This window comes from Ruegeria marisrubri (genome assembly GCF_001507595.1).
GTDB lineage: Bacteria > Pseudomonadota > Alphaproteobacteria > Rhodobacterales > Rhodobacteraceae > Ruegeria > Ruegeria marisrubri.
In genome coordinates this window covers 49,194-72,376 of record NZ_LQBQ01000036.1, presented here as the reverse complement: position 1 = coordinate 72,376, position 23,183 = coordinate 49,194, and the positions used below count along the sequence as shown (strand labels likewise).

The following is a 23,183-nucleotide window of genomic DNA, read 5'->3' as shown; positions in this document are numbered from 1 at the left end:
CCCTCTTTTCCATGGCCGGCGCGCGTGCGATTGTCCGCCCATGACTCGCCTTCTGACCACCCCCGACGGAACCCCGGCCAGCCGCTTCGTGTTCGGAACGATGCAGTTCGGCGGCCGTGCCGATGCCCGCGAAAGCCGCGCCATGTTCGACGCCTGTCGTGCGGCCGGCATCACCCATTTCGACACCGCCTTTGTCTATACGGACGGCCAATCCGAGACCCTGCTGGGCGAGATGATCCGCGAGGATCGCGACCGCCTGCTGATCGCGACCAAGGCCGGCTATGCCGGCGGCGCGGGGGCCGACAACATCCGGGCGCAGTTCGATATGTCGCGCAAACGCCTGGGTCTGGACATGGTGGATGTTCTCTATCTCCACCGCTTTGATCCCGAGACGGATCTGGCCGAAACGCTGGTCTGTTTCGCCGAGCTGAAACAGGCGGGGAAAATCCGCTATGTGGGCCTGTCCAACTTTGCGGCGTGGCAGGTGATGAAGGCCGCCTGCATCGCCCGGCAATTCGACCTGACGATCGACATCCTTCAGCCGATGTACAACCTGGTGAAGCGGCAGGCCGAGGTCGAGATCCTGCCAATGTGCGCGGATCAGGACATCGCGGTTGCCGCCTATTCGCCGCTGGGCGGGGGGCTGTTGACCGGGAAATATGTGCAAGGCGGGCAAGGCCGGCTGGTCGACGACACGCGCTATGCCGCGCGTTATGGCGAGGGCTGGATGTATGACGCGGCGCGACGCCTGTCGGACCTGGCGGCCGAATTGGGCACCCATCCGGCGACGCTGGCGGTGGCCTGGGTCGCGGCAAGCCCCTATCGCCCGATGCCGATCATCTCGGCCCGCAGCGCGGAGCAGCTTGCCCCGTCGCTGGCGGCGTTGACCTATGAGCTGTCCCCCGAGCTGTATCGGAAAATCACCTCTTTCAGTCCAACCCCACCGCCGGCCACCGACCGGCTGGAGGAGCAATCATGATCGACTTTCTGGTAATCGGCGGCGGTATCGCCGGGTTGAGCGCGGGCGCACGGCTGTCACCCCACGGCAAGGTGGTGGTGCTCGAGGCCGAGGATGCGCTGGGGTATCACGCCTCGGGGCGCTCGGCGGCCCTCTATGAGGCGAATTACGGGCTGCCGGAAACCGTCGAGCTCAGCAAGGCCAGCGCCGATTATCACCACAGCGCGAATGGCGGGTATCTCAGCCCGCGGGGCCTTATGCTGGTGGCCGGCCCCGACCAGCGGGCGGATTTCGAGGCGGATACGGAAACCCTGGGGCTGGCCCCGATCCCGATGGATCAGGCGATCGCCCGGGTGCCGGTCCTGAATCCCGAAACCGTCGGCTTTGCCGCCTGGCACGAGGCGGCCTGGGACATCGACACCGACCGGATGCTGCAGGATTTCGCCCGCGAAATCCGGGGCAACGGTGGCCAGGTTCTCACCAGGCAGAAGGTCACGGAAATCCGTCGTGACGGCCACTGGATCGTTCAGGCCACAGAGGCGTTCGAAGCCCGGATGCTGGTCAACGCGGCCGGCGCCTGGGCCGATGAGGTTGCGAAGCTGGCAGGGGTCGAGCCGATCGGCATCACCCCCTGCCGCCGCTCGATGGCGCGCATCCCCGCGCCCGGCGGGCAGGATGTCTCGACATGGCCGATGCTGCTGGGGGTGAACGAAAGCTGGTATGCCAAGCCCGATGCCGGCAAGTTGCTGGTCTCCCCCGCCGATGCCGACCCGGTCGAGCCGCATGACGCCTGGGCCGACGACATGGTGCTGGCCGAGGGGCTGGCGCGCTATGAGGAGATGGTGACCGAGCCCGTCACCCGGCTGGAGACCAGCTGGGCGGGCTTGCGCAGTTTCTCGCCCGACCGGCGGCTGGTTCTAGGCCCCGATCCGGCGACGCCCGGTTTCGTCTGGTGCGCCGGTCAGGGCGGCTATGGCTTTCAGACCGCGCCGGCGGCGTCCAGACTGGTGGCGGACCTGGTTACGGGCACCGCGCCGCAACTGGATGCGGTCACGGTGGCCGCCCTGCGCCCGGACAGGTTCAGAACATGAGCAAACGCAAGCTTCCTCCGACGGCAAGTGTCGCCGAGCCAGCGGAAGGCGCCCGCCTGTTCGCCCCGTCGGCCGCGCGCAACACGGGGCCATTGTGTGACTTGCTGGAGCAGGTGGCGCCAGCGGGCGGCAAGGCGCTGGAACTGGCCAGCGGCACCGGCCAGCATGTCGCCGCATTTGCCCAACGTCTGCCCGGGCTCGAATGGCAGCCGACCGAGATCGACGCCGAGCGGCGCGCCAGCATCGACGACTATGCCAAGGGCCTGTCGAACGTGGCCCCGGCCCTCGCGCTGGACGCGACCGAGCGGGGATGGGCGGACCGGCACGGCGGGCAGGATCTGGTCGTGCTGATCAACCTGCTGCACCTCATCAGCTTGCCCGAGGCAGAGACCATCATCGCCGAAGCCGCCCGCGCGCTGGCTCCGGGCGGGCGTTTCGTTCTGTATGGCCCGTTCATGCGGGCCGGGGAACTGACCAGCGAAGGCGATGCCGGATTTCACGCGACCCTGACCGCGCAGGACCCGGAGATCGGCTACAAGGACGATTTCGACACGATCGACATGATGCAGGACGCGGGGCTGGAACTGGTGGAGGTGGTCGAAATGCCCGCGAACAATCTGGCCCTGATCGCCGAAAAACCGGCCACCTGATCAAGATCAAGGAGGCCGCCCGAATCCCGGCTACACATGCAGACAACGAGATGTTTGCAAAAGGTAGCTGCACATGAGCTGGAAAGAAAAACTCTCCAACACGCGGTCGGGACTGAGAAACCTGAACGGCGCGATCCCGGATACGACCCGCGCCTTCGGTGCGTTGGGAAAATCCGTCAAGGAAGGCGGAACGCTCGATTTCAAGACCAAGGAATTCGTCGCCCTCGGCATCTCGGTCGCCGACAGGTGTGAGCCTTGCATCTCGCTGCATGTCGAAGCCCTGGTCAAGGCGGGTGCGACGCGCGAAGAGGTCGCGGATGTTCTGGCCATGTCGATCCAGATGGGCGGCGGGCCGTCGATGATGTATGCCGCCAAGGCGCTGGAGTGTTACGACGAGCTTGCCGGGACCTGAGCGGCGTTCAACTGCACCGACGGAAACCCCGGCCGGCTGCGTTGTAATCCAGCATCCACAGGAAAAGGAGAGCCCCGATGCGCAGTTTCCTGATTTCTACCGTCGTTCTGGCGGCTGCAACCGCCGCACTGGCCGATGGTCACAAGGTCCCCGGCGCGCATTTCATCGAAAACTGGGATCTGAACGGCGACGGTCAGGTTTCGGCCGAGGAAACGGCCGAGAAGCGCGCCGAGATCTTCACCATGTTCGACCAGGACGAGGACGGCACGCTGAACCAGGCAGAATACGATCTGTTCGACGAAACGCGCCGCGCCGATATCGTAGCCAATGCCGGTGGCCGGAAAGGGCCGATGCAGGTGGTAGACAAGGCGATGGACCGCAAGTTCAACGATCTGGACGGCGATGGCGCGGTGTCCAGAGCGGAGTTCGACGAACAATCGGTCAAGTTTTTCGAGATGATCGACCGGACCGGAGATGGCATGGTCGATGCGGCGGATTTCAAGCCGAAAGGGTAATCCGCCGGGCAGAAAGGTTTCGGCCCCGCCTCGGCGGGGCCGAATTCGTTTCAGAGATCAGCCGTCCTTGCGGATGGTTTCGTTCTTGGGATCATAGGGGCTGTCGCAGGTCACGACCGCATCCCACAGCTTGTCGAACATCTTGACCTTCAGCTTGGTGCCCTCGACCGCCAGCTCGGGCTTGACGTAGCCCATGCCGATCGACTTTTCGAAGGCCACCGAATAGCCGCCCGAGGTCAGACGGCCCACACGCTCGCCTTCGGGCGTATAGAGCGCCTCGCGGCCCCACGGGTCGGCATCCTCGGGCCCGTCGATCAGCAGGGTGCAGCATTTCACCCGCACGCCGGTCTCGATCAGCTTGTCCTTGCCGTGGAACTCCTTGTCCAGGTCCACGAAACGCGGCAGGTCGGCCTCGAGCGGGGTGGCGTCTCGGCCCAGTTCGGTGCCGAAGGCGCGATAGGACTTCTCCTGCCGCAGCCAGTTCTGGGCACGGGCGCCGACCAGCTTCATGCCGTGTTTCTCGCCGGCCTGTTCCAGCAGGTCGAACAGGTAGTTCTGCATCTCTACGGGGTGGTGCAGTTCCCATCCCAGCTCGCCGGTATAGGCCACGCGGATCGCGTTGACCGGGCACATGCCCAGCTCGATCCGGCGGGCCGACAGCCACGGGAAACGCTTGTTCGACAGGGCGGTTTCGGGCTCGGCGTCCTTGATGACCTCTTTCAGCACGTCGCGCGATTTCGGCCCGGCGATGGCAAAGACGCCCCACTGGGTGGTCACGTCCTGGATCTCGATGTAGCCGAACTCGTCCATCTTGTCCTCGGCCGCCTTGCGCAGGAAGTCGGCGTCATACTCGGTCCAGGCGCCGGCGGAGACGAGGTAATACTCGTGCTCTTTCAGCCGCACGATGGTGTATTCGGTGCGGGTGGTGCCGTGATCGGTCAGCGCATAGGTCAGGTTGATGCGGCCGACCTTGGGCAGCTTGTTGCAGGTGAACCAGTCGAGGAACTGGGTCGCGCCCGGACCCTTGACGATGTGCTTGGTAAAGGCGGTGGCGTCGATCAGGCCGACGCCATTGCGGATTGCCTTGGCCTCTTCCACGGCATATTGCCACCAGCCGCCGCGGCGGAAGCTGCGGGCGTCGTGGTCGAAATTCTCGGGCGCATCCAGCGGGCCGTAGTAGTTCGGGCGCTCCCAGCCGTTGACCCAGCCGAACTGCGCTCCGCGCGCCTTCTGGCGGTCATAGGCCGGGGCGGTGCGCAGCGGGCGGCAGGCTTCGCGCTCTTCGTCGGGGTGGTGCAGGATGTAGACGTGCTCGTAGCACTCCTCGTTCTTGCGGGCCGCGAACTCGGTGGTCATCCAGTTGGACGAATAGCGTTTGGGGTCCAGCGAGGCCATGTCGATCTCGGCCTCGCCCTCGACCATCAACTGCGCCAGGTAATAGCCGGTGCCGCCGGCGGCGGTGATGCCGAACGAGAAGCCTTCGGCCAGCCACATGTTGCGCAGACCCGGCGCCGGGCCGACCAGCGGGTTGCCATCGGGGGTATAGCAGATCGGGCCGTTGAAATCGTCCTTGAGACCAACCGTTTCCGTGGACGGAATCCGGTGGATCATGCTCATGTATTCCTCTTCGATCCGCTCGAGATCCAGCGGGAAGAGGTCGGCGCGGAAGCTGTCGGGCACGCCATATTCGAACCGGGCCGGCGCGCCGCGCTCATAGGGCCCAAGGATCCAGCCGCCGCGTTCCTCGCGGACATACCACTTGGCGTCGGCGTCGCGCAGAACCGGATGCTCGGGGTTGCCGGCCTCGCGGAACTTGACCAGCTCGGCATCGGGTTCGGTGACGATGAATTGATGCTCGACCGGAATGGCGGGCATCTTGATCCCCAGCATCCGCGCGGTGCGTTGTGCGTGGTTGCCCGAGGCAGTCACCACATGCTCGGCCGAGACCACGATCTGTTCGTCCGACGGCACCAGGTTGCCGCCCTTCTCGACCATCTTGGTCAGGGTCACGTCCCAGTGGTCGCCCTTCCACTCAAAGGCGTCCGCCTGCCACTTGCGCTCGATCATCACGCCGCGCTGACGGGCGCCCTTGGCCATCGCCATGGTCACGTCGGCCGGGTTGATGTAGCCGTCGGTCGGGTGGTAGATCGCGCCGACCAGATCCTCGGTGCGCACCAGCGGCCAGCGCTCCTTGATCTGGGCCGGGCTCAGCCATTCATAGGGCACACCGCAGGTCTCGGCGGTCGAGGCATAGAGCATGTATTCGTCCATGCGCTCCTGCGTCTGGGCCATGCGCAGGTTGCCCACCACCGAGAAGCCCGCGTTCAGACCCGTTTCCGCCTCGAGCGTCTTGTAGAAATCCACCGAGTATTTGTGGATGTGGGTCGTCGCGTAGGACATGTTGAAAAGAGGCAGCAGGCCCGCCGCGTGCCAGGTCGAACCCGAGGTGAGTTCGTCCCGTTCGATCAGCATGACATCGTCCCAGCCCGCCTTGGCCAGGTGATAGGCAATCGATGTGCCGATGGCGCCGCCGCCAACGATCAATGCTTTGACTTGGGTTTTCATGTGCCCGCTCTCCGGATTGAGTCTGTTTGGCAAGGTTTATGCCCAAGCGCATGGCAAACCGCCAAGTCCATCCGACGCAAAACAGCGCAAAACCGACCTGCGCCGCGCCATATCCAGCAAATACAATGGGGCATCGGGGTCATTTGAGTATTTGAGAAAAGGTGAAATGCCGATGCATCTTCATCTTTTCCCCAAATACTCCCCCCGGAGGGATGCGCCGCAGGCGCATTTTCCTTTCCGCTCAGACGATCTTGCCCGGGTTCATGATGTCGTCCGGGTCCAGCGCCGCCTTGATGGCCCGCATGTAACGGACCGCAGGCCCGAGTTCCCTTTCCAGATAGGGTTTCTTGCCCTGACCGATCCCGTGCTCGCCGGTGCAGGTCCCCTCCATCGAGATGGCCAGATCATTCAGCCACCCCACGAATTCCTCGGCCTTGGAGACCTCGTCGGCGTTCTCCGTGTCGATCAGCAGAAGCGTGTGGAAATTGCCGTCCCCCACATGGCCGACGATCGGCGCCAGCAGGCCCAGTTCCGCCGTCTTCGCCTGCGCCGAGGTCACGCATTCGGCCAGGCGCGAGATCGGCACGCAGACATCGGTGGAAATGCCCTGCGCCCCCGGCCGCAACTGCAACGAGGCCCAGTACATGTCGTGACGCGCCTGCCAGAGCTTGCTGCGTTCCTCGGTCGAGGTGGTCGCGGCGAAATCGGTGCCGCCGAACTCCTCGGCGATGGCGCCAAAGGTTTCGGCCTGTTCGACCACCCCGGCCTCGGAGCCATGAAACTCCAGCAGCAGCAGCGGCGTTTCGGGCAGGCTGAGTTTCGAATAGGCGTTGGCCGCGCCGACCGAGCGTTCGTCCAACAACTCGATCCGGGCGACGGGGACGCCGTACTGAATGGTCATCATCACCGCCCGGCAGGCGGCGTCGACAGACGGGAAGGAACAGCGCGCGGAACTGATCGCCTCGGGGATGCCATGCAGGCGCAGGGTGATTTCGGTGATGATCCCCAGGGTGCCCTCGGCCCCGATCAGAAGGCGCGTCAGGTCGTAGCCCGCCGAGGATTTCCGCGCCCGCGTGCCCGTGCGGATGATCTGCCCGTCCGGCATCACCGCTTCAAGGCCGAGGATGTTGTCCTTCATCGTGCCGTAGCGCACCGCGTTGGTGCCCGAGGCGCGCGTCGCCGCCATGCCGCCCAGCGAGGCATTGGCGCCGGGGTCGATGGGAAAGAACAGGCCCTGATCCCGCAGGTGCGTGTTCAGATCCTCGCGCGTTACCCCCGGCTGCACGACGCAGTCCAGATCCTCGGCGTTGACGGCAAGGATGCGGTTCATCTGGCTGAGATCGACGGAAATGCCGCCCGCAGGCGCGTTCACATGCCCTTCGAGCGAGGTTCCGGTGCCGAAGGGGATGACCGGAACCTTGTGGGCGGCACAGGCCTTGACGATTTCCGAGACCTCTTCGGTGCTGCGCGGAAAGACCACCGCATCAGGGGGCTGGTTGTTGATCCAGGTCGTGGTGTGGCCGTGCTGCTGCCGGATCGACTCGCCGGTTTGCAGGCGGTCGGCAAAGCGTTGCTTCAGGATGCCGATGACGGTTTCGATGCCGCTGTCGTTGCGCGGCAATGCGGTAGCTTGGACCATGACTTCCTCCCCCGTGCGGCCGCAGTTCGGCCTCGGTCATTTACATGTTGAGCTAAAAGGCCTCCCGGCTGCGGGCAATACCCACAAGCCGGTATCGCCTTATTCGCCCAGCGCGATCCCCTCGCGCCTTGGGTCGGCGGCCCCTTTCAGACGCTCGCCGATCTCGATCGCGTGCAGCCCCGAGTTCAGGTCGCGGGCCTTGACCTCGTATCCCATCGCGGTCAGGGCCTTGGAAAAGCCGGTGGCCCGTGTCCCTTCTTCGACGTCGTAGGTTCCGAAGCGGTTGACGAGATGCGGCAGCGCCACGGCCTGTTGCACGTCGAACCCCCAGTCGACCCAGGCGATGATCGACTTGGCCACGTAGCCGATGATCCGGCTGCCGCCCGGAGAGCCGATGGCCAGCACCGGCTTGCCGTCCTTCAGCACGATGGTCGGGCTCATCGACGAGCGGGGGCGCTTGCCCGGCTCGATCCGGTTGGCGATGGGCACGCCGTCCCTGTGGGTGCGGAACGAGAAATCGGTCAGTTCGTTGTTGAGCAAAAAGCCGTTCGTCATCAGGCGCGAGCCGAACCCGTTTTCGATCGTCGTGGTCATCGACAGGACGTTCCCATAGCTGTCAACGATGGAAATATGCGAAGTGGACGGCAGCTCGATGGACTCGTCATCCGCCCAGTTCAGGGCATGGTCGAACTCGGGGGCGCCGGGCTCGACCTCTTCCAGCGCCGCGTCGCCGCTCAGAAGCGCGCCGCGCGCGAACAGGTAGGCCGGATCGACCAGACCCTTTGTCGGCACCGGCACGAAATCGCTGTCGGCCATGTAGCGCCCGCGGTCGGCGAAAGCCAGCCGTGAGGCGTCGCCGATCAGGCGCCATGCCTCGACGCTGTCCGGCCCCAGCACCGACAGGTCGTAATTGTCCAGCATCCCGAGGATCTGCCCCACACTCAGCGCCCCCGAGGACGGCGGCCCCATGCCGCAGACCTCGTAGGCGCGGTAAGAGGCGCAGACCGGCGCGCGCTCGATCACCTGATAGAGCGCGAGGTCGGCTCCGGACAGGACGCCCGGATTGCCCGGCGCGGTGCGCACGGTTCTGACGATATCGGCGGCGATCTCTCCACCGTAGAATCCCGCCGAACCCTCAGCCGCCAGAACCCGCAGGGTTTGTGCATAGGCCGGGTTCTTGAGCGTCGCGCCCTCGGCCAGCGGTTCACCATCGGGCAGGAAATACGCGGCGGTCGCCGGGAAGCGCGCCAGCCGTTCGGCATCGGCCTCGACCAGCGCCGCCAGCCTGGGCGAGACGGTGAAGCCCTCGTCGGCCAGCCGGATGGCATCCTCGAACAGGTCGGGCCAGCGTGATCTGCCCCAGCGGCGATGGGCCTCTTCCAGCAGGGCCGGGGTGCCTGGGGTACCCACCGACAGGCCGCCGACCACCGCGTCAAAGAATTTCAGCGGCTCGCCGTTCTCGTCCTGAAACAGGGTCGGGCGCGCCTCTTGCGGGGCGGTTTCGCGGGCGTCCAGCGTCGTCAGGCTTTGGGTGTCCGCGTCATACCAGACCAGGAACGCGCCACCGCCCAGCCCCGAGGATTGCGGCTCGACCAGGCCCAGAACGGTCTGGACGGCCACCATCGCATCCGCCGCCGTGCCGCCCGCGCGCAGCACCCTGGCGCCGGCCTCGACCGCAAGCGGGTTGGCCGCGGCGACCATCCAGTTCTCGGCCTCGACCGGGCGGCCTTCCTCCTTGGCCTGCAGCGAGGCGGCGGCCGCCTCGGACAGGGCCTGCACCTGGCCTGCGGTCGCCTGTTCCGGCGCAACCGCATCCGCCGTTTCCTGCGCCAGCACCGGCGCGGCCAGTACCAAGGTGGAGACCACCAGACCCGAAATCCATCCTGAACGCATTGCTTCCCTCTTTTCGGCCGATATCCGCGCGGCCAAGACTGCCCGATTCCGGCACGCGAAAAAACACCCGGCAAAACCGCCGGGTGCCATGACTCACAGCATCGACGGAACCACCTGGTCCGGCGGACGGTGCCCGTCCTCGAAGGTCTTGATGTTGATGATGACCTTCTCGCCCATCTCGATCCGGCCTTCGAGCGTGGCCGAGCCCATATGCGGCAGCAGCACCACGTTCGGCAGTTGCCGCAGGCGTGGATTGACCTGTGTCCCGTGTTCATACACGTCCAGCCCGGCCCCGGCGATTTCGCCCGCCCGGATCATCCGGGTCAGCGCGTTTTCGTCGATGACCTCGCCCCGCGAGGTGTTCACGATCACCGCGCTGGGCTTCATCAGCTTCAGCCGCCGCGCGTTCATCAGGTGGAAGGTCGAGGGCGTCGAGGGGCAGTTGACCGAGATCACGTCCATGCGCGCGACCATCTGGTCGAGGCTGTCCCAATAGGTCGCCTCGAACTCTTCCTCGACCTCGGGCCGCAGCCGCCGGCGGTTGTGGTAATGCACCTGCATGCCAAAGGCGCGGGCCCGCCGGGCCACCGCCTGTCCGATCCGGCCCATGCCCAGAATGCCCAGGCGGCGCCCGCCGATCCGCCCGCCCAGCAGCGCGGTCGGGGCCCAGCCGGCCCAGTCGCCTTTCTGCATGATGGACAGGCCCTCGGGGATCCGGCGCGTGACCGCCAGGATCAGCGCCATCGTCATGTCCGCGGTGTCGTCCGTCACCACGCCCGGCGTGTTCGAGACAAGGATCCCGCGCTGACGGGCCGTGGCAACGTCGATGTGATCCACCCCGGAACCATAATTGGCGATCAGCTTCAACCGCTCGCCCGCCTGCCCCAGCAGCCTGGCATCGATGGTGTCGGTCAGCGTGGGGACGAGAACGTCCGCCTCCTTGACCGCCTGGACAAGTTCCTCACGGGTCATTGGCGTGTCATCGTCGCGCAGGCGCACGTCGAATAGTTCGCTCAGCCGCGTTTCCACCGCTTCGGGCAACCGTCGCGTTACGACAACACTCAGACGTTCTCTCGGCACTTTGGCCCTCCCACTGCTTTGCAATCCGGCGCGCGCCATGGCATCGTGGCGCAGGATCAGGCGGGGCACAAGAACCCCATGCTGAATTGACGCAGCCTTTTTTCAAAACCGGATCAACAGGATCAAGAGCAGGCAGGCAGTGAAGCTTTCGGTATCGGTGAAACGTCAGTCTCTGGCGCTTCTGTCCGCATTCATTCTGGCTTTCTTTCCCCCGATCGTGCACGCCGGGGAGACAAGAGGACCAGTCACCAACCTGCCCTTGCCACGTTTCGTGTCCATGAAGGCAAGCGAGGCCAACGTGCGCCGCGGCCCGTCCCTGACGCATCGAATCGACTGGGTCTTCAAGCGCCGCGACATGCCGTTGCAGATCACCGGCGAATACGGCAACTGGCGCAAGGTGCAGGACCGCGACGGAGCCGGCGGCTGGGTGCATTACGCCCTTCTGTCGGGCGTGCGCACCGTGCTGGTAGAGCAGGACATGATTCCCGTCCATGCACGCCCCGACCCCAATTCGCCGGTCAACGCCCATTTCGAGGAAGGCGTGATCGCGCGCCTTGGCAGCTGCACCGTCGAGTGGTGCCGGATCTCGGCCGGGGGCTACAAGGGCTGGACGCTCAAGACCAACCTCTGGGGCGTCGGCCCGGACGAAATCCGCAAGTGAACGTGGCCGCAGGGCCCTAGGGCCGCGTGGAGCCGGGCCCTTGGCGGAGCTTCATGAACTCACCGCACTGGCCCGGCCCACAGTGACTTGATCGTCTCAGAGAGACGTTTTTTCTCAGACCAAAACCGTGTCGTCGAAGAAATGGGTCTCGTCCGCCACGGTGTCCGTCGGCAGCGCGTCTCCTGCGTCAGTGAAATTCGCGTTTCCGTCGTTCAGCAGCAAAGACAACGTGCCAGGTCGTGCGTCTGACGCAAGCAACAGGTCCAGGTCCCCATCACCATCATAATCGGCCGCAGCTTGCACGTTGCCGGTGATGCCCGGATCGAAGGACTGCAGAACGAAATCCTTGCCGCCGGCGGTATCGACGACTTCATAGACCCGCAGACCTGGATCGAGGACATCGTCGCTCGTGCCGGCACTGACGACCTCGATAGCCGCGTCACCATCGAAATTCCCACCTGCGACCAAGCCCACCGAGCCGGTTTCATCCACGACGACCGAAGGAATGCTTCCCGCTTCGAGCTGTCCCGTGCCGTCGTTCAGCAGCGCGTAAATCCCGCGCCCTTCGCCGTCGGCCACGAAAAGCACATCGTTGTCGCCGTCTCCATCCAGATCCAGGATCTGCCCGTCAAAATGAGCCTCTGGGGTCACGCCAATACCTGCCGCCGGGGACAGGTTGCCGGCCCCGTCGTTCACATAAACCCTTACCTCGCTGGCATCGGGCGAGCTCAGCGCCACGATATCACCCGCGGCATTGCCGTCGAAATCCCCGATCAGACCTTCCATGAAAGCCCCGGAAGAGATCTCGCTGCGCGACAGCAGGGTGAATTTCCCCGTCCCGTCATTTTCCAGGAGAAAGGCCGTGTCGCCGTTTTGGTCGAAAACCAGAACATCCTGATCACCGTCCCCGTCGATGTCGCCTGCATCCTTGGCCGCGAGAGAAAGACTGTCGGAGAACAGAAACGGGTGCAGCGACGCAGTAGTAATGGCCGTTGTCTCGGTCTCGGCAAAATTCCCTGTGCCATCATTGGCAAACAGAGTCGCAGCAAAGACAAACTCGTCGGTCACACCCAACTCTGGCGGGTCGGTGACATCCACGCGCAGAAAATCGGCAAACCCATCGCCATTGAAATCCGCTGCCAAGGTACCGTTTTCACCCTGCGTGATCCCGGTATTGCGCGTCGAGAAAGTGCCGGTCCCGTAATTCAGGCCGATCACCACCTCTCCGTCGTCGATATACCAGACGTCAGGGGTCGGTTCAGGCGGCGCCGTTGACACCGGTTCGAAACGCAGGAAATCCGTGCGCAGGGGTTCACGCCCATCGGCCGTGCCGACCAACTCGATCCGATCCCCTTTTGCGAGGGTCAGATCATGGATCGTGTGCTCTGCGCGACTTGCCGGGCTCGCCAGATTGGTTCCGCTGTCGCTGTCCCAGTCGAAACTGTCGATCTCTGTTCCATTCAGCAGAACACGCATGGACGAAACCCCGTCGGTCTCGTCGAAATAGCCGATCGTCAGGTCAAATGTGCCTGCCTTTTCAACCGTGTAGAGCGCGCGAGCCTCGACACCCGCCTTTGCCTGCAAAAAGGCGTCGCCCGAGGCGTTGGGATTGCCGGCAACTCTAAAGCCGGAGAGGATGTCCAGCGTCTCGGCCTCGACGACGAAGCTTTCGCCCGGGGGTGGCGGTGGCGGGACATAGTCCGAAGACGCTATGTCCAGGTAATCCGTGCGCAAAGGTTCTCCGCCGTCTCGGCGGCCGCGCAGAACGACACTGTCTCCGGGTTCCAGCCAGACAGAGAGGACCTCGCGTTCCTGCAGCCCGTCGGCCACCACGATTGCCTGGCCCGCCGTGCTGTCCCAGTCGAAGCTGTCAACGACGACACCGTTGACGACAACCTCCATGTAGGAGACACCGTCGCTCTCGTCGAAATAGCCGACCGTCAGGTCGTAATACCCGGACACACCGGCAAATAACCCACCGGCGCGCGAAACATCACCTGTGGCCTGCAAATAGGAACCGTCGGAGGCATGCGGGTTCGTCCGGATTTGGAACCCGCCGTCAAAGCTCATGTCCTCCGCCTCGTTGCGGCCTAGTTCCAGCGTGGCGGCGAATCCGGATTCAATGGGATCGTTGGGAATGGGTAAGGGCATCTGGGCACCTCGAACAGAAAATGGAAGATCAAAAACTGCGGATCCAAAAATTTCGCGGATCCATGCATTACATAATACAGCAACTTGTTGCCGACATGAACACGGGAGCGACTGAAACGCCCCCTTCTCCACTCCGGATCCGCAACCTCTTGTTCCGCATTGCAAATATTCCATCGGTACACGGCGAAGCAGAGGAAACAATGCCGTTGCAGCCAGGATCTTGCGAGAAATCCGATGCTCATTCAGCGGACGATGTGGTTGGAGACGACCGCCAAGAGTTCGAAGCCGTCACCCGCCCGGGCTTGCGCCCGCATCCGCGGGTCCGGGACGCGCCTGCCGACGGCGAACGCCAACAGGGCCAGAGTAAGGATCCTGCATCGGCGAAAAGGTGGTCAGCAAGGCGGATTGATGGGCGATCAAGTGCCGCCAATACGTAAGAAATAAGTTAGATGGATGATCTGGTGCCCCCACACGGACTCGAACCGCGGACCTACTGATTACAAATCAGTTGCTCTACCAGCTGAGCTATAGGGGCGCCGCCGTTCGATTACTGTCTCTGACCGCCGACTGCAAGTCTCAATTTCAGGGGCCGGCACGCAGCCCCCCTGGCGACGCACGGGCTCTTGAACTTTCCTGCATTTCCCCGAGTTTGACTGCCCGGCCGACAAATTGTAACCCGAGCTTGTTGAACCGACCACTCGGATGGAACCGACGATGCAGGTGGCATTCCACGCCGGAGTTCACTTTACGGACAATGGCCATCTCCTGAGAACGCTTGCCGAAAACAGGGAGACCTTGAGTCAGCGTGGAACCGCCATCCCGGATCCGCGGATCTACAGGGGTGCGTTGAGAGAAGCCTTCGCAGCTTCCGAGGCGGGCCGTCCCGGTCAGCGGGACGATCTGATCACGAGAATTCTCGGGGGCGAGAGGGCCGAACGCGTCGTGCTGTCGAACACCCATTTCTTCGGCACGAAATGGGCAGGTATCGCCGAGGGCTCATTCTATCCGCAGGCAGGCCCGCGCATGGCGCAGCTATGCGAGATCTTCCGAGGCGATCAGGTCGAACTGTTCATGTGCATTCAGAATCCGGGCATTTTCATCCCCAAGACCCTGAACGCCCTGCCGGAAACAAGGCGCAACAAAATTCTCGGCACAACCGACCTGAGCGCGCTGAGCTGGTCCCGGATGGTCGAGCAGGTTCTGCAAATGGCCCCGCAGGCAAAGATCACCCTGTGGTGCAACGAGGATGCCCCGATGATCTGGGGGCGGATCCTGCGCGCGCTTGCCGGCCTGACGCCCGGCGAGCCCGTGCGCGGACAATATTCCCTGCTGGCCGAAATCCTGACCGAGGACGGCAGGCGGGAACTGAGCGCCCGGGTTTCCCGGAACCCGGAGCGGGACGAAGCGGACACCCAGGAGCTCGTTGCGGATATCCTCCAGCGGCATGCAGACCGGGACAAGATCGAAGAGGAACTGGATTTTCCCGGCTGGAGCAACGAGGTAATCGACGCCTTCACCGAACTCTACGAGAACGACGTGGCCAAGATGCGGGCCATGCCCGGTGTCACCTTCCTGGCCCCGGGTGACTGACGGCGGGCGGCGCGTGTCCGGGCCGCCCGTTTCGGATCACATGCCCAAGGCTTCCTTGTACATTTCCAGCACCGCCTCTTCCTCGGCGATGTCATCCTTGTCGCGCTTTCGCAGCGCGATCACCTTGCGCATGACCTTGGTGTCATAGCCACGGGCCTTGGCCTCGGCCATGACCTCTTTCTGCTGATCCGCGATGTCTTTCTTTTCGGCGTCAAGACGCTCGAAACGCTCAATGAACTGGCGCAGTTCGCCTGCGGTCACACGATAGTTTTCTGCGGCCTGGTTTTCGGTCATATCGTCCATCTGCGTCTCTCCCTGAGGCTGAAAACGGGCAGGAGGCGGGATACATCGGCGCCGCATCCGCCGCAAGCGATCAATGGGAAATATCGGCTTCGGCTTGCGCGACCGGCACTGATCCGCTAACCGCAGACCGGTCCGAATGGCTGCTATGGGTGCAATATGTTCGAGTTCATCATCTGGGGCGGGGCCGCCGTGTCACTTGCCGGCTTGGCGGGGCTGGTCTGGTGCATCCTGCGCGTCATGAAGGCGCGCAAGGCCGGTCTGTCGGACGACGAGTTGCGGGAAGCCGTCCAAAGCGTTCTGCCCTGGAACCTGGCATCCCTGTTCCTTTCAGTGATCGGGCTGATGATGGTGATTCTCGGGATATCCCTGGGATAGCACCGGGATCACACGGGAAGATTGTCGAAACTCGCCTCGATCGCGTCTTCGCACAGGGCCGCATCCAGCCGCAGCAGCCTGGACGGAATCGGAACCCCCTGCACGCGCATGCGCTGCACCATCTGGCTGACGGTGGGCTGCAACTCCAGCCGCGTATCGATGCCGGCACCGTCGAGTTTCTTTTCCAGTCGCTCTACTTCGCGGTAAAGTTCCTGTGCTGTCATTTCGCTCCTCCCCTTTGTTTCGAGCCTGACAGGTTTAAGTAACAATCGTAAGAAGAACTTGTTTTCAGTTGCCCCATTCGCGAGTTTTCGCGCGGCTCTGATCGAATTTTCGGCAGAATGCTGCGCCTGGGTATTGCGAGTATCAAATTGACTCGAGACAAACCTTGACCGACATCAAATCGAGACGTCCGAACAAATCGACTCTTGCGGCATTGCGCCATATTCCAAAATCTATATATGAAATGCAGGAATGGAAATGGAGAGACGGATGACACCCTTTGTAAAAGCCTTCTTCGACGAAGCCACCTTTACGGTGTCCTATCTTGTGCGCGAACCAGAGGGGCGCGCCTGCGCCATCATCGACAGCGTGCTGGACTTTGACCATGCCGCTGCGCGGACCGACACCGCTTCGGCCGACGCGATCATCGACTATGTGAAATCCGAAGACTTGAAGGTCGAGTGGATCCTCGAAAGCCACGTGCATGCCGACCATCTGTCTGCAGCCCCCTACCTGCAGGAACAGCTGGGCGGAAAGATTGGCATCGGCAAGAACATAACCATCGTGCAGGAAACCTTTGGAAAGGTCTTCAACGAAGGCACCGAGTTCCAGCGGGACGGAAGCCAGTTCGACGCGCTGTTTTCCGAAGGCGACAGCTTTCATATCGGCCAGATGCGCGGTGACGTGCTGCACACGCCCGGACACACGCCGGCCTGCCTGACCTACGTGGTCGGTGACGCGGCCTTTGTCGGCGACACGCTGTTCATGCCCGATTTCGGCACCGCGCGCTGCGATTTCCCGGGCGGGTCTTCGGAAACGCTCTACAAGTCGATCCAGAAGATCCTGGCCCTGCCGGACGAAACGCGCATTTTCGTCGGCCACGACTACAAGGCGCCGGGCCGGGACGAATACGCCTGGGAAACGACCGTGGGCGAACAGAAGGCGCTCAACATTCACATCGGTCAGGGCAAGAGCATCGAGGAATTCGTCCGGATGCGCGACGCCCGCGATGCGACGCTTGGCATGCCGCGGCTGATCCTGCCCTCGCTGCAGGTGAACATGCGCGCAGGCCACATGCCGCCGCCGGATGAACAGGGCGACGTTTTCCTGAAACTTCCGGTCAACAAACTCTGACCACCAACATCAAACGCGCGAACAGCAGGGAATAATACACATGGAAACGGATTGGATCTGGGGCCTGGTCGGCGGCGGGCTGATCGGCCTCGGGGGGGCGGTTTTTCTGCTCGGTAACGGGCGCATCATGGGCGCCAGCGGCATTCTCGGCGGCCTCGTTGACGGCAGCGGCAGAAACACCGCCGCGGAACGGATCGTCTTTCTTCTCGGTGTCATCGTGGCACCGCTGGTTCTGTGGCCGCTCTACAATGTCGAGATCGACACGCACCTGACGGACGACCTTGTGGTTCTGGTCACCGCCGGCTTGCTGGTCGGTGTCGGCACGCGCATTGCCAACGGCTGCACCTCGGGCCACGGCGTCTGCGGCATCTCGCGCCTTTCGCTGCGTGGCATTGTCGCCACCGTTTTCTACATCCTTGCAGGCGGCCTTACGCTTGCGGTTTTCCGTCATGTTCTGGGGGTGATCTGATGCGGCTCGTTCTGGCTTTGATTGCAGGTGCTCTTTTCGGCGGCGGCCTTTTCGTTTCCGGCATGACCGACACGACCAAGGTGCAGGGCTGGCTCGACGTGTTCGGCGACTGGGATCCGACGCTTGCCTTCGTCATGGGAGGAGCCGTCATCCCGATGTTCTTCGCCTGGCGCCTGACCAAGGGACGCCGGCCAGTGGCCGGTGGTGCATTCCCCGCCCCGCCGCGACCGGAAGTGGATCGCCGCCTTGTCACCGGGTCCGTGATGTTCGGTGCGGGCTGGGGTCTGGCCGGGCTTTGCCCCGGACCGGCCATCGCGTCGATCACTTATGCAGGACCCGGCGGCATCGTGTTTGTTGCGGCGATGGTGGCCGGAATGCTATTGGCCCCCAAGGTTGACGCGCAACTCAACAGGCTTGCAGCCGCGACATAAGGGAACCGTCATGGAAATTCGCCCGATCACCCCCCGCTACGCCGTCTCGCCCCAGATCACGGTCGAGGATGTCCCGGCCATCGCCGCGGCGGGCTTTGCCAAGGTCATCTGCAACCGCCCGAATTCCGAAGTCCCGCCCGAGCAGCAATCCGATGCGATCGGGGCTGCGGTCCGCGCGGCGGGACTGGAATACGAGGTCCTGGAGCTGACGCATCAGACCATGACCCCCGAAAACGTGGCGCGGCAGCGCGCCCTCGTTGACGCCAGCGACGGCCCGGTTCTGGCCTATTGCGCCTCGGGCACCCGCTGCTCGGTGGTCTGGGCGCTGGGACAGTGCGGCGAGATGAGCCCCGACGAAATCCTCGGGAAAACGCGGGCCGCGGGCTATCAACTGGACAACCTGCGCCCGACCCTCGAGCAGCTGTGCAGCCCCGCGGGCTGAACCGTTCAACCAGGATCCCCTGCGGCGTTTTCGGCATCCGCCTGTTCGGCCCCGGCCGACGAATCCGTGGCTGGCGCCGGCCCGGGCGCTTGCAGGTCTGTGCCGGTCGGGATGGAAACCCCGGAACTTCGTGAGGCGTTTGCATCCGGCACGCCATCCCGACCCGCAGGGACATCCGCGTTGGCGACGGCTGATGGGGCATCCTTGTCCGTCGTCGCGGCCTCAAGCTGTCTGAAACTGCCGCTGATGGACCGGGTCGCCCCAAGCTCGGGCGGGTTTTCCCTCAGGCGAACCGCCCGCATGCCGTCGCATTGACCAAGTTGCCCGGTGGAAACCGCATGGCCTTCGATCGTCAACAGGCGGACGCGGCCCAGGCTGTTGCCGGACAGAGGAAGTCTGTCCCCGACCCCGAGTTCGGAAAGAGCCGAAAGAGGGATCTGCAACTGGGCGATCACGGCGGTCAGTTCTGCCCGGATCACCGCCGACGCCTGATCCAGCCGCCGCGGGCGCGAGGACACGGGATCGGCTTGCGGCGCCTCGGGCGCGGCACATTCCGGCAGCACCAGCGTTATGGATCCTTGCCGCTGCCCCCCGGCAAAATCGACGGTCAGGTCACACACGCGGTATCTTTCTTGGTCCAGCACCAGCGACACCCCGCGCGGGTCATCCACCCGCGCGACATATTCAAGACCGGAGAGGCAGCAGCGATCCTCTGCCGCCTCGACCAGATCCAGGGCGCGGGACAGTGCTCCTTCGAGCAGCGGCGCAACCATCGCCGCGTCGGTTTCGGTGTATTTCCGGCTTTCGGTCTGCCCGGGCGTCACCTGCCCGGTGGTCTGCTGCTGTATGATCGCGCAGACACAGTCCGGGTCGATGCAGGCAGCAGCCCTCGCCCCCTCGGGCGACGAAAGGACAAGGTAAAGCTGCCCATCGGCCAGAACCTGGGGCAGGTCGTCCTGTTCCCGGCATGACTGCCTTGCGCCGATGACGGAAGCCTTCAGGTTCATGACCTCGCTCGCGCCCCGCGCCAGGCCAAGACGCAACGCGCGCAAGAGGGATCGCGGACTCTCCTCGGTCCTGTCCCGCTCAAGCCGCAGCTTGCGGGCCAGGACCGTTCGCGTTTCCACCTCTGTCGTCATGATGTTCGGGACCTGCTGCAAAAGCCTTGATTGCAGATCCGGTCTAACCCGACTGAGGTTACGAATGTCTTTATCTGCCTGTCATTGCGCGGCCTGCTTGTAGGCCAGCGGCAGGCTGACGCGGAACGCGCCGCCGCCCGCCCCGGACAGATAGCCCACCTCACCGCCCAGCCGCTGCATGATCTCGCGGCAGATGGCCAGCCCCAGCCCGGCGCCGCCGGCCTTGTCCGATCCGACGCGGGCGAATTTCTCGAACACCATCGACTGCGCCTCGGGCGGGATGCCGCTGCCGTTGTCGATGAAATCCACCACCACTTGACCGCCGACATCGTGGACCGAAATCTTCAGGGACGGTTCCGGCGCGTCGCAGTATTTCTGCGCATTCGAGATCACGTTGATGAAGACCTGGGCCAGCCGATCCAGATCGGTGTGCAGCGGAATGCGTTCCGCGGCCCGGTTCCGCCGGACGCGCATCGGGCGCTCGGCACCGGTCAGCGCGGTGGACACGGCGCGGTCCAGCACATCCTTGAGCGTCCCGTCGCCCATGTTGAGATTGACCTGGCCATTTTCCAGAACGCTGAGATCCAGCAGGTCATCCAGCAGCCGCGTCAGGCGCATCGACTCGTCGTGGATGATCGCGGCATAGCGCGTGCGCTCTTCGGCGGTCAGCCCCTCGGTGTCGCGCATGATCTCGGAGAATGCCCTGATCGAGGTCATCGGCGTGCGCAACTCGTGGCTTACCTGCCCCAGAAACGCGTCCTTCTGCATCGAGATCTGGGTCAGCTTCTCGTTGGCCTCGCGCAGTTTGCGGGCCGTCCGGGTCAGTTCGGCCGATTTCGCCTCGAGCTGGCCGGAATATTCCAGCAGCTGCGCGGATTCGTCGGCCACGGCCAACAGATCCTCGACCGAGACGGACGAGCCGCCGACGATCTGGCCGATCATCGCGTGTGCCGTGGCGGTCCCGACCGAGCCGCTCAATTCACGTTCGAGAGCCTCCAGAAAGGCCGGGGTCGGTTCGGGCAGGTATCCCCGCCCGCCCTGCCGCTCGGCCTCCTTCTGGAAGAACTCGTGCGCCTCGGCGGCCCCCAGAATCCGCTGGGTCATGATCATCAGGTCCTCGCTCTGCGCGACCGACCCGGTCCAGCCACGCGGCCCCGCCGAGTGGTCGAAGACATTGACGAACTGCGCCCCCTGCAAGCGTTCGAGCGGGCTGGGGAAGCTGGCCAGAGAGGCAATGCAGAAGGCCGCCGCATTCAGCGACAGCGACCACATCACCGAATGCACCATCGGGTCCATGCCGTCGATGCCGAACAGGGCCTGCGGCCGCAGCCAGCTGAGCCCGAGCGGTCCGTTCTGCAAAACCTCCGGCGGCATCAGCGCGCCACCCATGCCCGGCAGAAGCAGCGTATAGACCCACAGCCCGAACCCCACGGTCAGGCCGACAAGTGCGCCGGTTCGCGTGGCGCCGCGCCAGAACAGCCCCCCCACCAGCGCCGGCAGGATCTGGGCGATCCCGGCAAAGGCGATCAGGCCGATCGAGGCCAGCGCCGCGCCGCCGCCGGACAGCCGATAGTAGAAAAACCCCAGCGCCATGATGGCGGCGATCGAAACGCGGCGCGAGAACAGGACGATGTCACGCACATCGCCCGAAACCGAGGCCCGCCCGCCCTGCGAACTCAGCCAGATCGGCATGACGATATGGTTCGACACCATGGTCGACAGCGCCATGGCCGCCACGATCACCATCGAGGTCGCCGACGAGAACCCGCCGATGAAGGACAGCATGGCCAGCCAGTCGTTGCCCAGCGCCAGCGGGATGGTCAGAACGAACAGGTCGGGATTGGAGCCTTCGGGCATCAGGTCCAGACCGACCACCGCGATCGGCACCACGAACAGGCTCATCAGCAGAAGGTAGAGCGGAAAGGCCCAGGCAGCCGTGCGCAGGTGGCGTTCGTCGTCGTTTTCAACGACCATGACCTGGAACATCCGGGGCAGGCAGACAAAGGCGGCAGCGGCCAGGAAGGTGATCGCGGTCCAACGCCCCCGGTCGACGCTCCACTGGCCGATTTCCGAGGCGTCGATGCGGTCCATGATCGGGCCGACGCCCCCGGCGACGCCCCAGACGACGAAAATGCCGACGGCCAGCAGCGCGACCAGCTTGACCACCGCCTCGATGGCGATTGCGGTCACCACGCCGTGATGGCGTTCGTTCGCATCCAGATTGCGGGTGCCGAACAGGATGGCGAACATGGCCAGCCCCGCCGACACCCAGAATACGCTGGACGCCTCGTTGTAGATGCTCGACGGGTCGGCCTCGGCAAAGATGCTGAACGACAGGGTGATCGACTGCAACTGCAGCGCGATATACGGCGTGACCCCCAGCACGGCCAGAACGGTCACGCAGATCGCCAGCGTGTTCGACTTGCCGTAGCGCGACGAGATCAGGTCAGCGATCGAGGTGACCCGCTGGCTGCGCCCCACCCGCACCAGCTTGCGCAGGCCCCACCACCAGCTGACCATGACAAGGGTCGGACCCAGATAGATCGTCACGAATTCCAGCCCCGAGCGGGCCGCGTAGCCGACCGCTCCGTAGAAGGTCCAGGCGGTGCAGTAGATCGACAACGAAAGGGTGTAGACAAGCGGCGTGCGCAACCAGGTGCTGCGACCGGTGGCGGCCAGGCGATCGGCCGCGAAGGCCACGCCGAACAGCAGGACCACGTAGCCCAGGCAGACAAGCACCAGAACGTTCAGCGTTGCCATCACTCGGACTCCGGCTCTTTGGCCTCTCGTGCCGGCATGCGCTTGGCGGCAACGCCGAAAGCGGCGCCTGCCACGATCAGAAAGGCCCAGCAGAGAAAGACATAGGTGATGGCCGAGGACATGGTCACCGGATCGGCCTCTCCCGGCTCGGCGGGCCAAAGCAGCGGAATGGCGAACAGCCCCGCCCCGAGAATCGGCAACAGCCGCGCCGCGTCCGCCAGACGCCGGCGGCGATAGCTTTGCCGTTCCAGAAAGACCGGCGGCGGCGCCACTGCCGGTTCGGCATCCGGGTTTCGTTTCTCGTTCATCCCTGCGAGGCCTGGGCGTGCAGATCACGCACCGCCGTCAGGACCTCGGTATTCGAAAACGGCTTGGTCATGAACCGGCTTACGCCCGCCTTTTCGGCCATTTCGCGGTCGCGCAACTGGCCGCGCGCCGTCAGCATCAGCACGGGCAGCTTGCTCATCCCTTCCAGTTCGCGCAGGTCGCGCAGGATGTCCATGCCGCTCTTGCCCGGCAGCATGACGTCCAGAATGACCAGATCGGGTCGCGAAGCGACAATCACCTCGACGGCATCAGTTCCCTCGGCATGGGTCTCGACCTGCCAGCCCTCTCGGGTCAGAAGAAACCTGATCGCTTCGGTGATGTTGGGTTCGTCTTCTATCAGCAGAACCTTGCGGCTCATCCTTGCCCTTTCCTCCCG

The 23,183-nt window shown here is 64.1% G+C and carries 24 protein-coding genes and 1 tRNA gene; 13 read left to right on the top strand and 12 right to left on the bottom strand.

The window, feature by feature from the left end; all coding sequences use genetic code 11:
• Window positions 1–40: 40 nt before the first annotated feature.
• From AVO45_RS15940 to AVO45_RS15920, 5 genes are all read left to right on the top strand, one after another.
• Window positions 41–979 carry an aldo/keto reductase gene (locus AVO45_RS15940; RefSeq protein WP_068348971.1) on the top strand — a complete coding sequence of 313 codons (939 nt, stop codon included), beginning with the start codon at window positions 41–43 and terminating at the stop codon, window positions 977–979.
• Window positions 976–2,049 carry an NAD(P)/FAD-dependent oxidoreductase gene (locus AVO45_RS15935; RefSeq protein ID WP_068348968.1) on the top strand — a complete coding sequence of 358 codons (1,074 nt, stop codon included), beginning with the start codon at window positions 976–978 and terminating at the stop codon, window positions 2,047–2,049. Before AVO45_RS15940 ends, AVO45_RS15935 begins: the two co-directional genes overlap by 4 nt.
• Window positions 2,046–2,699, top strand: a complete 654-nt coding sequence (locus tag AVO45_RS15930) for a DUF938 domain-containing protein (RefSeq protein ID WP_068348965.1) — start codon at window positions 2,046–2,048, stop codon at window positions 2,697–2,699. Before AVO45_RS15935 ends, AVO45_RS15930 begins: the two co-directional genes overlap by 4 nt.
• Window positions 2,700–2,772: 73 nt before the next feature.
• Window positions 2,773–3,111: a carboxymuconolactone decarboxylase family protein gene (locus AVO45_RS15925; protein WP_068348961.1), complete on the top strand. Its 339-nt coding sequence runs from the start codon at window positions 2,773–2,775 to the stop codon at window positions 3,109–3,111.
• Window positions 3,112–3,188: 77 nt separating this feature from the next.
• A complete protein-coding gene (locus tag AVO45_RS15920) occupies window positions 3,189–3,626 on the top strand; it encodes an EF-hand domain-containing protein (RefSeq protein WP_068348958.1) in 438 nt (145 codons plus the stop codon).
• A gap of 57 nt (window positions 3,627–3,683) precedes the next feature.
• Here AVO45_RS15920 and AVO45_RS15915 read toward each other — a convergent pair whose 3' ends face one another.
• The 4 genes from AVO45_RS15915 to AVO45_RS15900 all read right to left on the bottom strand — a co-directional run bounded on the left by AVO45_RS15915 (window position 3,684) and on the right by AVO45_RS15900 (window position 10,803).
• Entirely contained in the window at window positions 3,684–6,191 is a 2,508-nt protein-coding gene (locus AVO45_RS15915) for a GcvT family protein (RefSeq protein ID WP_068348955.1), read from the bottom strand.
• Window positions 6,192–6,432: 241 nt separating this feature from the next.
• A complete protein-coding gene (locus tag AVO45_RS15910; protein WP_068348952.1) occupies window positions 6,433–7,830 on the bottom strand; it encodes an FAD-binding oxidoreductase in 1,398 nt (465 codons plus the stop codon).
• Window positions 7,831–7,929: 99 nt separating this feature from the next.
• Complete coding sequence (gene ggt / locus AVO45_RS15905; RefSeq protein ID WP_068348949.1) at window positions 7,930–9,723, bottom strand: gamma-glutamyltransferase; 1,794 nt, start codon at window positions 9,721–9,723, stop codon at window positions 7,930–7,932.
• 93 nt (window positions 9,724–9,816) lie between these two features.
• The gene (locus tag AVO45_RS15900) at window positions 9,817–10,803 is read right to left on the bottom strand and encodes a 2-hydroxyacid dehydrogenase (RefSeq protein ID WP_068349276.1); all 987 of its coding nucleotides are present in this window, start codon (window positions 10,801–10,803) and stop codon (window positions 9,817–9,819) included.
• A gap of 172 nt (window positions 10,804–10,975) precedes the next feature.
• On the opposite strand from AVO45_RS15900, the gene AVO45_RS15895 reads away from it, so the two are divergent.
• Window positions 10,976–11,464 (top strand): SH3 domain-containing protein, encoded by a 489-nt coding sequence (locus AVO45_RS15895; protein ID WP_420819939.1) that lies wholly within the window; start codon window positions 10,976–10,978, stop codon window positions 11,462–11,464.
• Window positions 11,465–11,578: 114 nt separating this feature from the next.
• Here the strand turns inward: AVO45_RS15895 and AVO45_RS15890 are convergent, their stop codons facing one another.
• Entirely contained in the window at window positions 11,579–13,615 is a 2,037-nt protein-coding gene (locus AVO45_RS15890) for an FG-GAP repeat domain-containing protein (protein ID WP_068348943.1), read from the bottom strand.
• Between the two features lie 20 nt (window positions 13,616–13,635).
• Between AVO45_RS15890 and AVO45_RS19805 the strand changes: the two genes are divergently transcribed.
• On the top strand, window positions 13,636–14,052 hold the full coding sequence (locus tag AVO45_RS19805) for a hypothetical protein (protein ID WP_157770185.1): 417 nt from the start codon (window positions 13,636–13,638) through the stop codon (window positions 14,050–14,052).
• A 22-nt stretch (window positions 14,053–14,074) separates the two neighbouring features.
• Here AVO45_RS19805 and AVO45_RS15885 read toward each other — a convergent pair.
• Window positions 14,075–14,150: transfer RNA gene (locus AVO45_RS15885), tRNA-Thr, on the bottom strand.
• A 260-nt stretch (window positions 14,151–14,410) separates the two neighbouring features.
• Here AVO45_RS15885 and AVO45_RS15880 point away from each other — a divergent pair.
• Entirely contained in the window at window positions 14,411–15,205 is a 795-nt protein-coding gene (locus AVO45_RS15880; RefSeq protein ID WP_157770184.1) for a hypothetical protein, read from the top strand.
• Window positions 15,206–15,241: 36 nt separating this feature from the next.
• On the opposite strand, the gene AVO45_RS15875 is transcribed toward AVO45_RS15880, so the two are convergent.
• Window positions 15,242–15,508 carry a DUF2312 domain-containing protein gene (locus tag AVO45_RS15875; RefSeq protein ID WP_068348938.1) on the bottom strand — a complete coding sequence of 89 codons (267 nt, stop codon included), beginning with the start codon at window positions 15,506–15,508 and terminating at the stop codon, window positions 15,242–15,244.
• Between the two features lie 156 nt (window positions 15,509–15,664).
• Here AVO45_RS15875 and AVO45_RS15870 point away from each other — a divergent pair, with 156 nt between their 5' ends.
• Window positions 15,665–15,883, top strand: a complete 219-nt coding sequence (locus tag AVO45_RS15870) for a hypothetical protein (RefSeq protein WP_068348935.1) — start codon at window positions 15,665–15,667, stop codon at window positions 15,881–15,883.
• Window positions 15,884–15,891: 8 nt separating this feature from the next.
• On the opposite strand, the gene AVO45_RS15865 is transcribed toward AVO45_RS15870, so the two are convergent.
• The gene (locus AVO45_RS15865) at window positions 15,892–16,107 is read right to left on the bottom strand and encodes a hypothetical protein (protein WP_068348932.1); all 216 of its coding nucleotides are present in this window, start codon (window positions 16,105–16,107) and stop codon (window positions 15,892–15,894) included.
• 268 nt (window positions 16,108–16,375) lie between these two features.
• On the opposite strand from AVO45_RS15865, the gene AVO45_RS15860 reads away from it, so the two are divergent.
• The 4 genes from AVO45_RS15860 to AVO45_RS15845 are packed head-to-tail and all read left to right on the top strand — an operon-like array spanning window position 16,376 to window position 18,581.
• Window positions 16,376–17,239: an MBL fold metallo-hydrolase gene (locus tag AVO45_RS15860; protein WP_082688834.1), complete on the top strand. Its 864-nt coding sequence runs from the start codon at window positions 16,376–16,378 to the stop codon at window positions 17,237–17,239.
• Window positions 17,240–17,279: 40 nt separating this feature from the next.
• The gene (locus tag AVO45_RS15855; RefSeq protein ID WP_068348929.1) at window positions 17,280–17,708 is read left to right on the top strand and encodes a YeeE/YedE family protein; all 429 of its coding nucleotides are present in this window, start codon (window positions 17,280–17,282) and stop codon (window positions 17,706–17,708) included.
• Complete coding sequence (locus AVO45_RS19910; protein WP_068348925.1) at window positions 17,708–18,139, top strand: DUF6691 family protein; 432 nt, start codon at window positions 17,708–17,710, stop codon at window positions 18,137–18,139. Before AVO45_RS15855 ends, AVO45_RS19910 begins: the two co-directional genes overlap by 1 nt.
• Before the next feature lie 10 nt (window positions 18,140–18,149).
• Entirely contained in the window at window positions 18,150–18,581 is a 432-nt protein-coding gene (locus tag AVO45_RS15845; protein ID WP_068348922.1) for a protein tyrosine phosphatase family protein, read from the top strand.
• Between the two features lie 5 nt (window positions 18,582–18,586).
• Here AVO45_RS15845 and AVO45_RS15840 read toward each other — a convergent pair whose 3' ends face one another.
• From AVO45_RS15840 to AVO45_RS15825, 4 genes are all read right to left on the bottom strand, one after another.
• Window positions 18,587–19,720: a flagellar motor switch protein FliM gene (locus AVO45_RS15840; RefSeq protein ID WP_157770182.1), complete on the bottom strand. Its 1,134-nt coding sequence runs from the start codon at window positions 19,718–19,720 to the stop codon at window positions 18,587–18,589.
• An 81-nt stretch (window positions 19,721–19,801) separates the two neighbouring features.
• Window positions 19,802–22,480 carry an ATP-binding protein gene (locus tag AVO45_RS15835; protein ID WP_068348915.1) on the bottom strand — a complete coding sequence of 893 codons (2,679 nt, stop codon included), beginning with the start codon at window positions 22,478–22,480 and terminating at the stop codon, window positions 19,802–19,804.
• A complete protein-coding gene (locus tag AVO45_RS15830; RefSeq protein WP_068348913.1) occupies window positions 22,480–22,788 on the bottom strand; it encodes a hypothetical protein in 309 nt (102 codons plus the stop codon). The genes AVO45_RS15835 and AVO45_RS15830 overlap by 1 nt, the downstream gene beginning before the upstream one ends.
• Window positions 22,785–23,165, bottom strand: a complete 381-nt coding sequence (locus AVO45_RS15825) for a response regulator transcription factor (protein WP_068348910.1) — start codon at window positions 23,163–23,165, stop codon at window positions 22,785–22,787. The genes AVO45_RS15830 and AVO45_RS15825 overlap by 4 nt, the downstream gene beginning before the upstream one ends.
• Window positions 23,166–23,183: the final 18 nt, after the last annotated feature.

Coding starts and splice junctions, on each gene's coding strand:
- AVO45_RS15855 (WP_068348929.1), top strand. CDS start 17,280: ATGGAAACGGATTGGATCTGGGGCCTGGTCGGCGGCGGGCTGATCGGC.
- AVO45_RS15835 (WP_068348915.1), bottom strand. CDS start 22,480: ATGGCAACGCTGAACGTTCTGGTGCTTGTCTGCCTGGGCTACGTGGTC.
- AVO45_RS15860 (WP_082688834.1), top strand. CDS start 16,376: ATGACACCCTTTGTAAAAGCCTTCTTCGACGAAGCCACCTTTACGGTG.
- AVO45_RS15920 (WP_068348958.1), top strand. CDS start 3,189: ATGCGCAGTTTCCTGATTTCTACCGTCGTTCTGGCGGCTGCAACCGCC.
- AVO45_RS15915 (WP_068348955.1), bottom strand. CDS start 6,191: ATGAAAACCCAAGTCAAAGCATTGATCGTTGGCGGCGGCGCCATCGGC.
- AVO45_RS15890 (WP_068348943.1), bottom strand. CDS start 13,615: ATGCCCTTACCCATTCCCAACGATCCCATTGAATCCGGATTCGCCGCC.
- AVO45_RS15925 (WP_068348961.1), top strand. CDS start 2,773: ATGAGCTGGAAAGAAAAACTCTCCAACACGCGGTCGGGACTGAGAAAC.
- AVO45_RS15870 (WP_068348935.1), top strand. CDS start 15,665: ATGTTCGAGTTCATCATCTGGGGCGGGGCCGCCGTGTCACTTGCCGGC.
- AVO45_RS19805 (WP_157770185.1), top strand. CDS start 13,636: ATGGAAGATCAAAAACTGCGGATCCAAAAATTTCGCGGATCCATGCAT.
- AVO45_RS15825 (WP_068348910.1), bottom strand. CDS start 23,165: ATGAGCCGCAAGGTTCTGCTGATAGAAGACGAACCCAACATCACCGAA.
- AVO45_RS15935 (WP_068348968.1), top strand. CDS start 976: ATGATCGACTTTCTGGTAATCGGCGGCGGTATCGCCGGGTTGAGCGCG.
- AVO45_RS15830 (WP_068348913.1), bottom strand. CDS start 22,788: ATGAACGAGAAACGAAACCCGGATGCCGAACCGGCAGTGGCGCCGCCG.
- AVO45_RS15840 (WP_157770182.1), bottom strand. CDS start 19,720: ATGACGACAGAGGTGGAAACGCGAACGGTCCTGGCCCGCAAGCTGCGG.
- ggt (WP_068348949.1), bottom strand. CDS start 9,723: ATGCGTTCAGGATGGATTTCGGGTCTGGTGGTCTCCACCTTGGTACTG.
- AVO45_RS15845 (WP_068348922.1), top strand. CDS start 18,150: ATGGAAATTCGCCCGATCACCCCCCGCTACGCCGTCTCGCCCCAGATC.
- AVO45_RS15910 (WP_068348952.1), bottom strand. CDS start 7,830: ATGGTCCAAGCTACCGCATTGCCGCGCAACGACAGCGGCATCGAAACC.
- AVO45_RS15875 (WP_068348938.1), bottom strand. CDS start 15,508: ATGGACGATATGACCGAAAACCAGGCCGCAGAAAACTATCGTGTGACC.
- AVO45_RS15940 (WP_068348971.1), top strand. CDS start 41: ATGACTCGCCTTCTGACCACCCCCGACGGAACCCCGGCCAGCCGCTTC.
- AVO45_RS15865 (WP_068348932.1), bottom strand. CDS start 16,107: ATGACAGCACAGGAACTTTACCGCGAAGTAGAGCGACTGGAAAAGAAA.
- AVO45_RS15930 (WP_068348965.1), top strand. CDS start 2,046: ATGAGCAAACGCAAGCTTCCTCCGACGGCAAGTGTCGCCGAGCCAGCG.
- AVO45_RS19910 (WP_068348925.1), top strand. CDS start 17,708: ATGCGGCTCGTTCTGGCTTTGATTGCAGGTGCTCTTTTCGGCGGCGGC.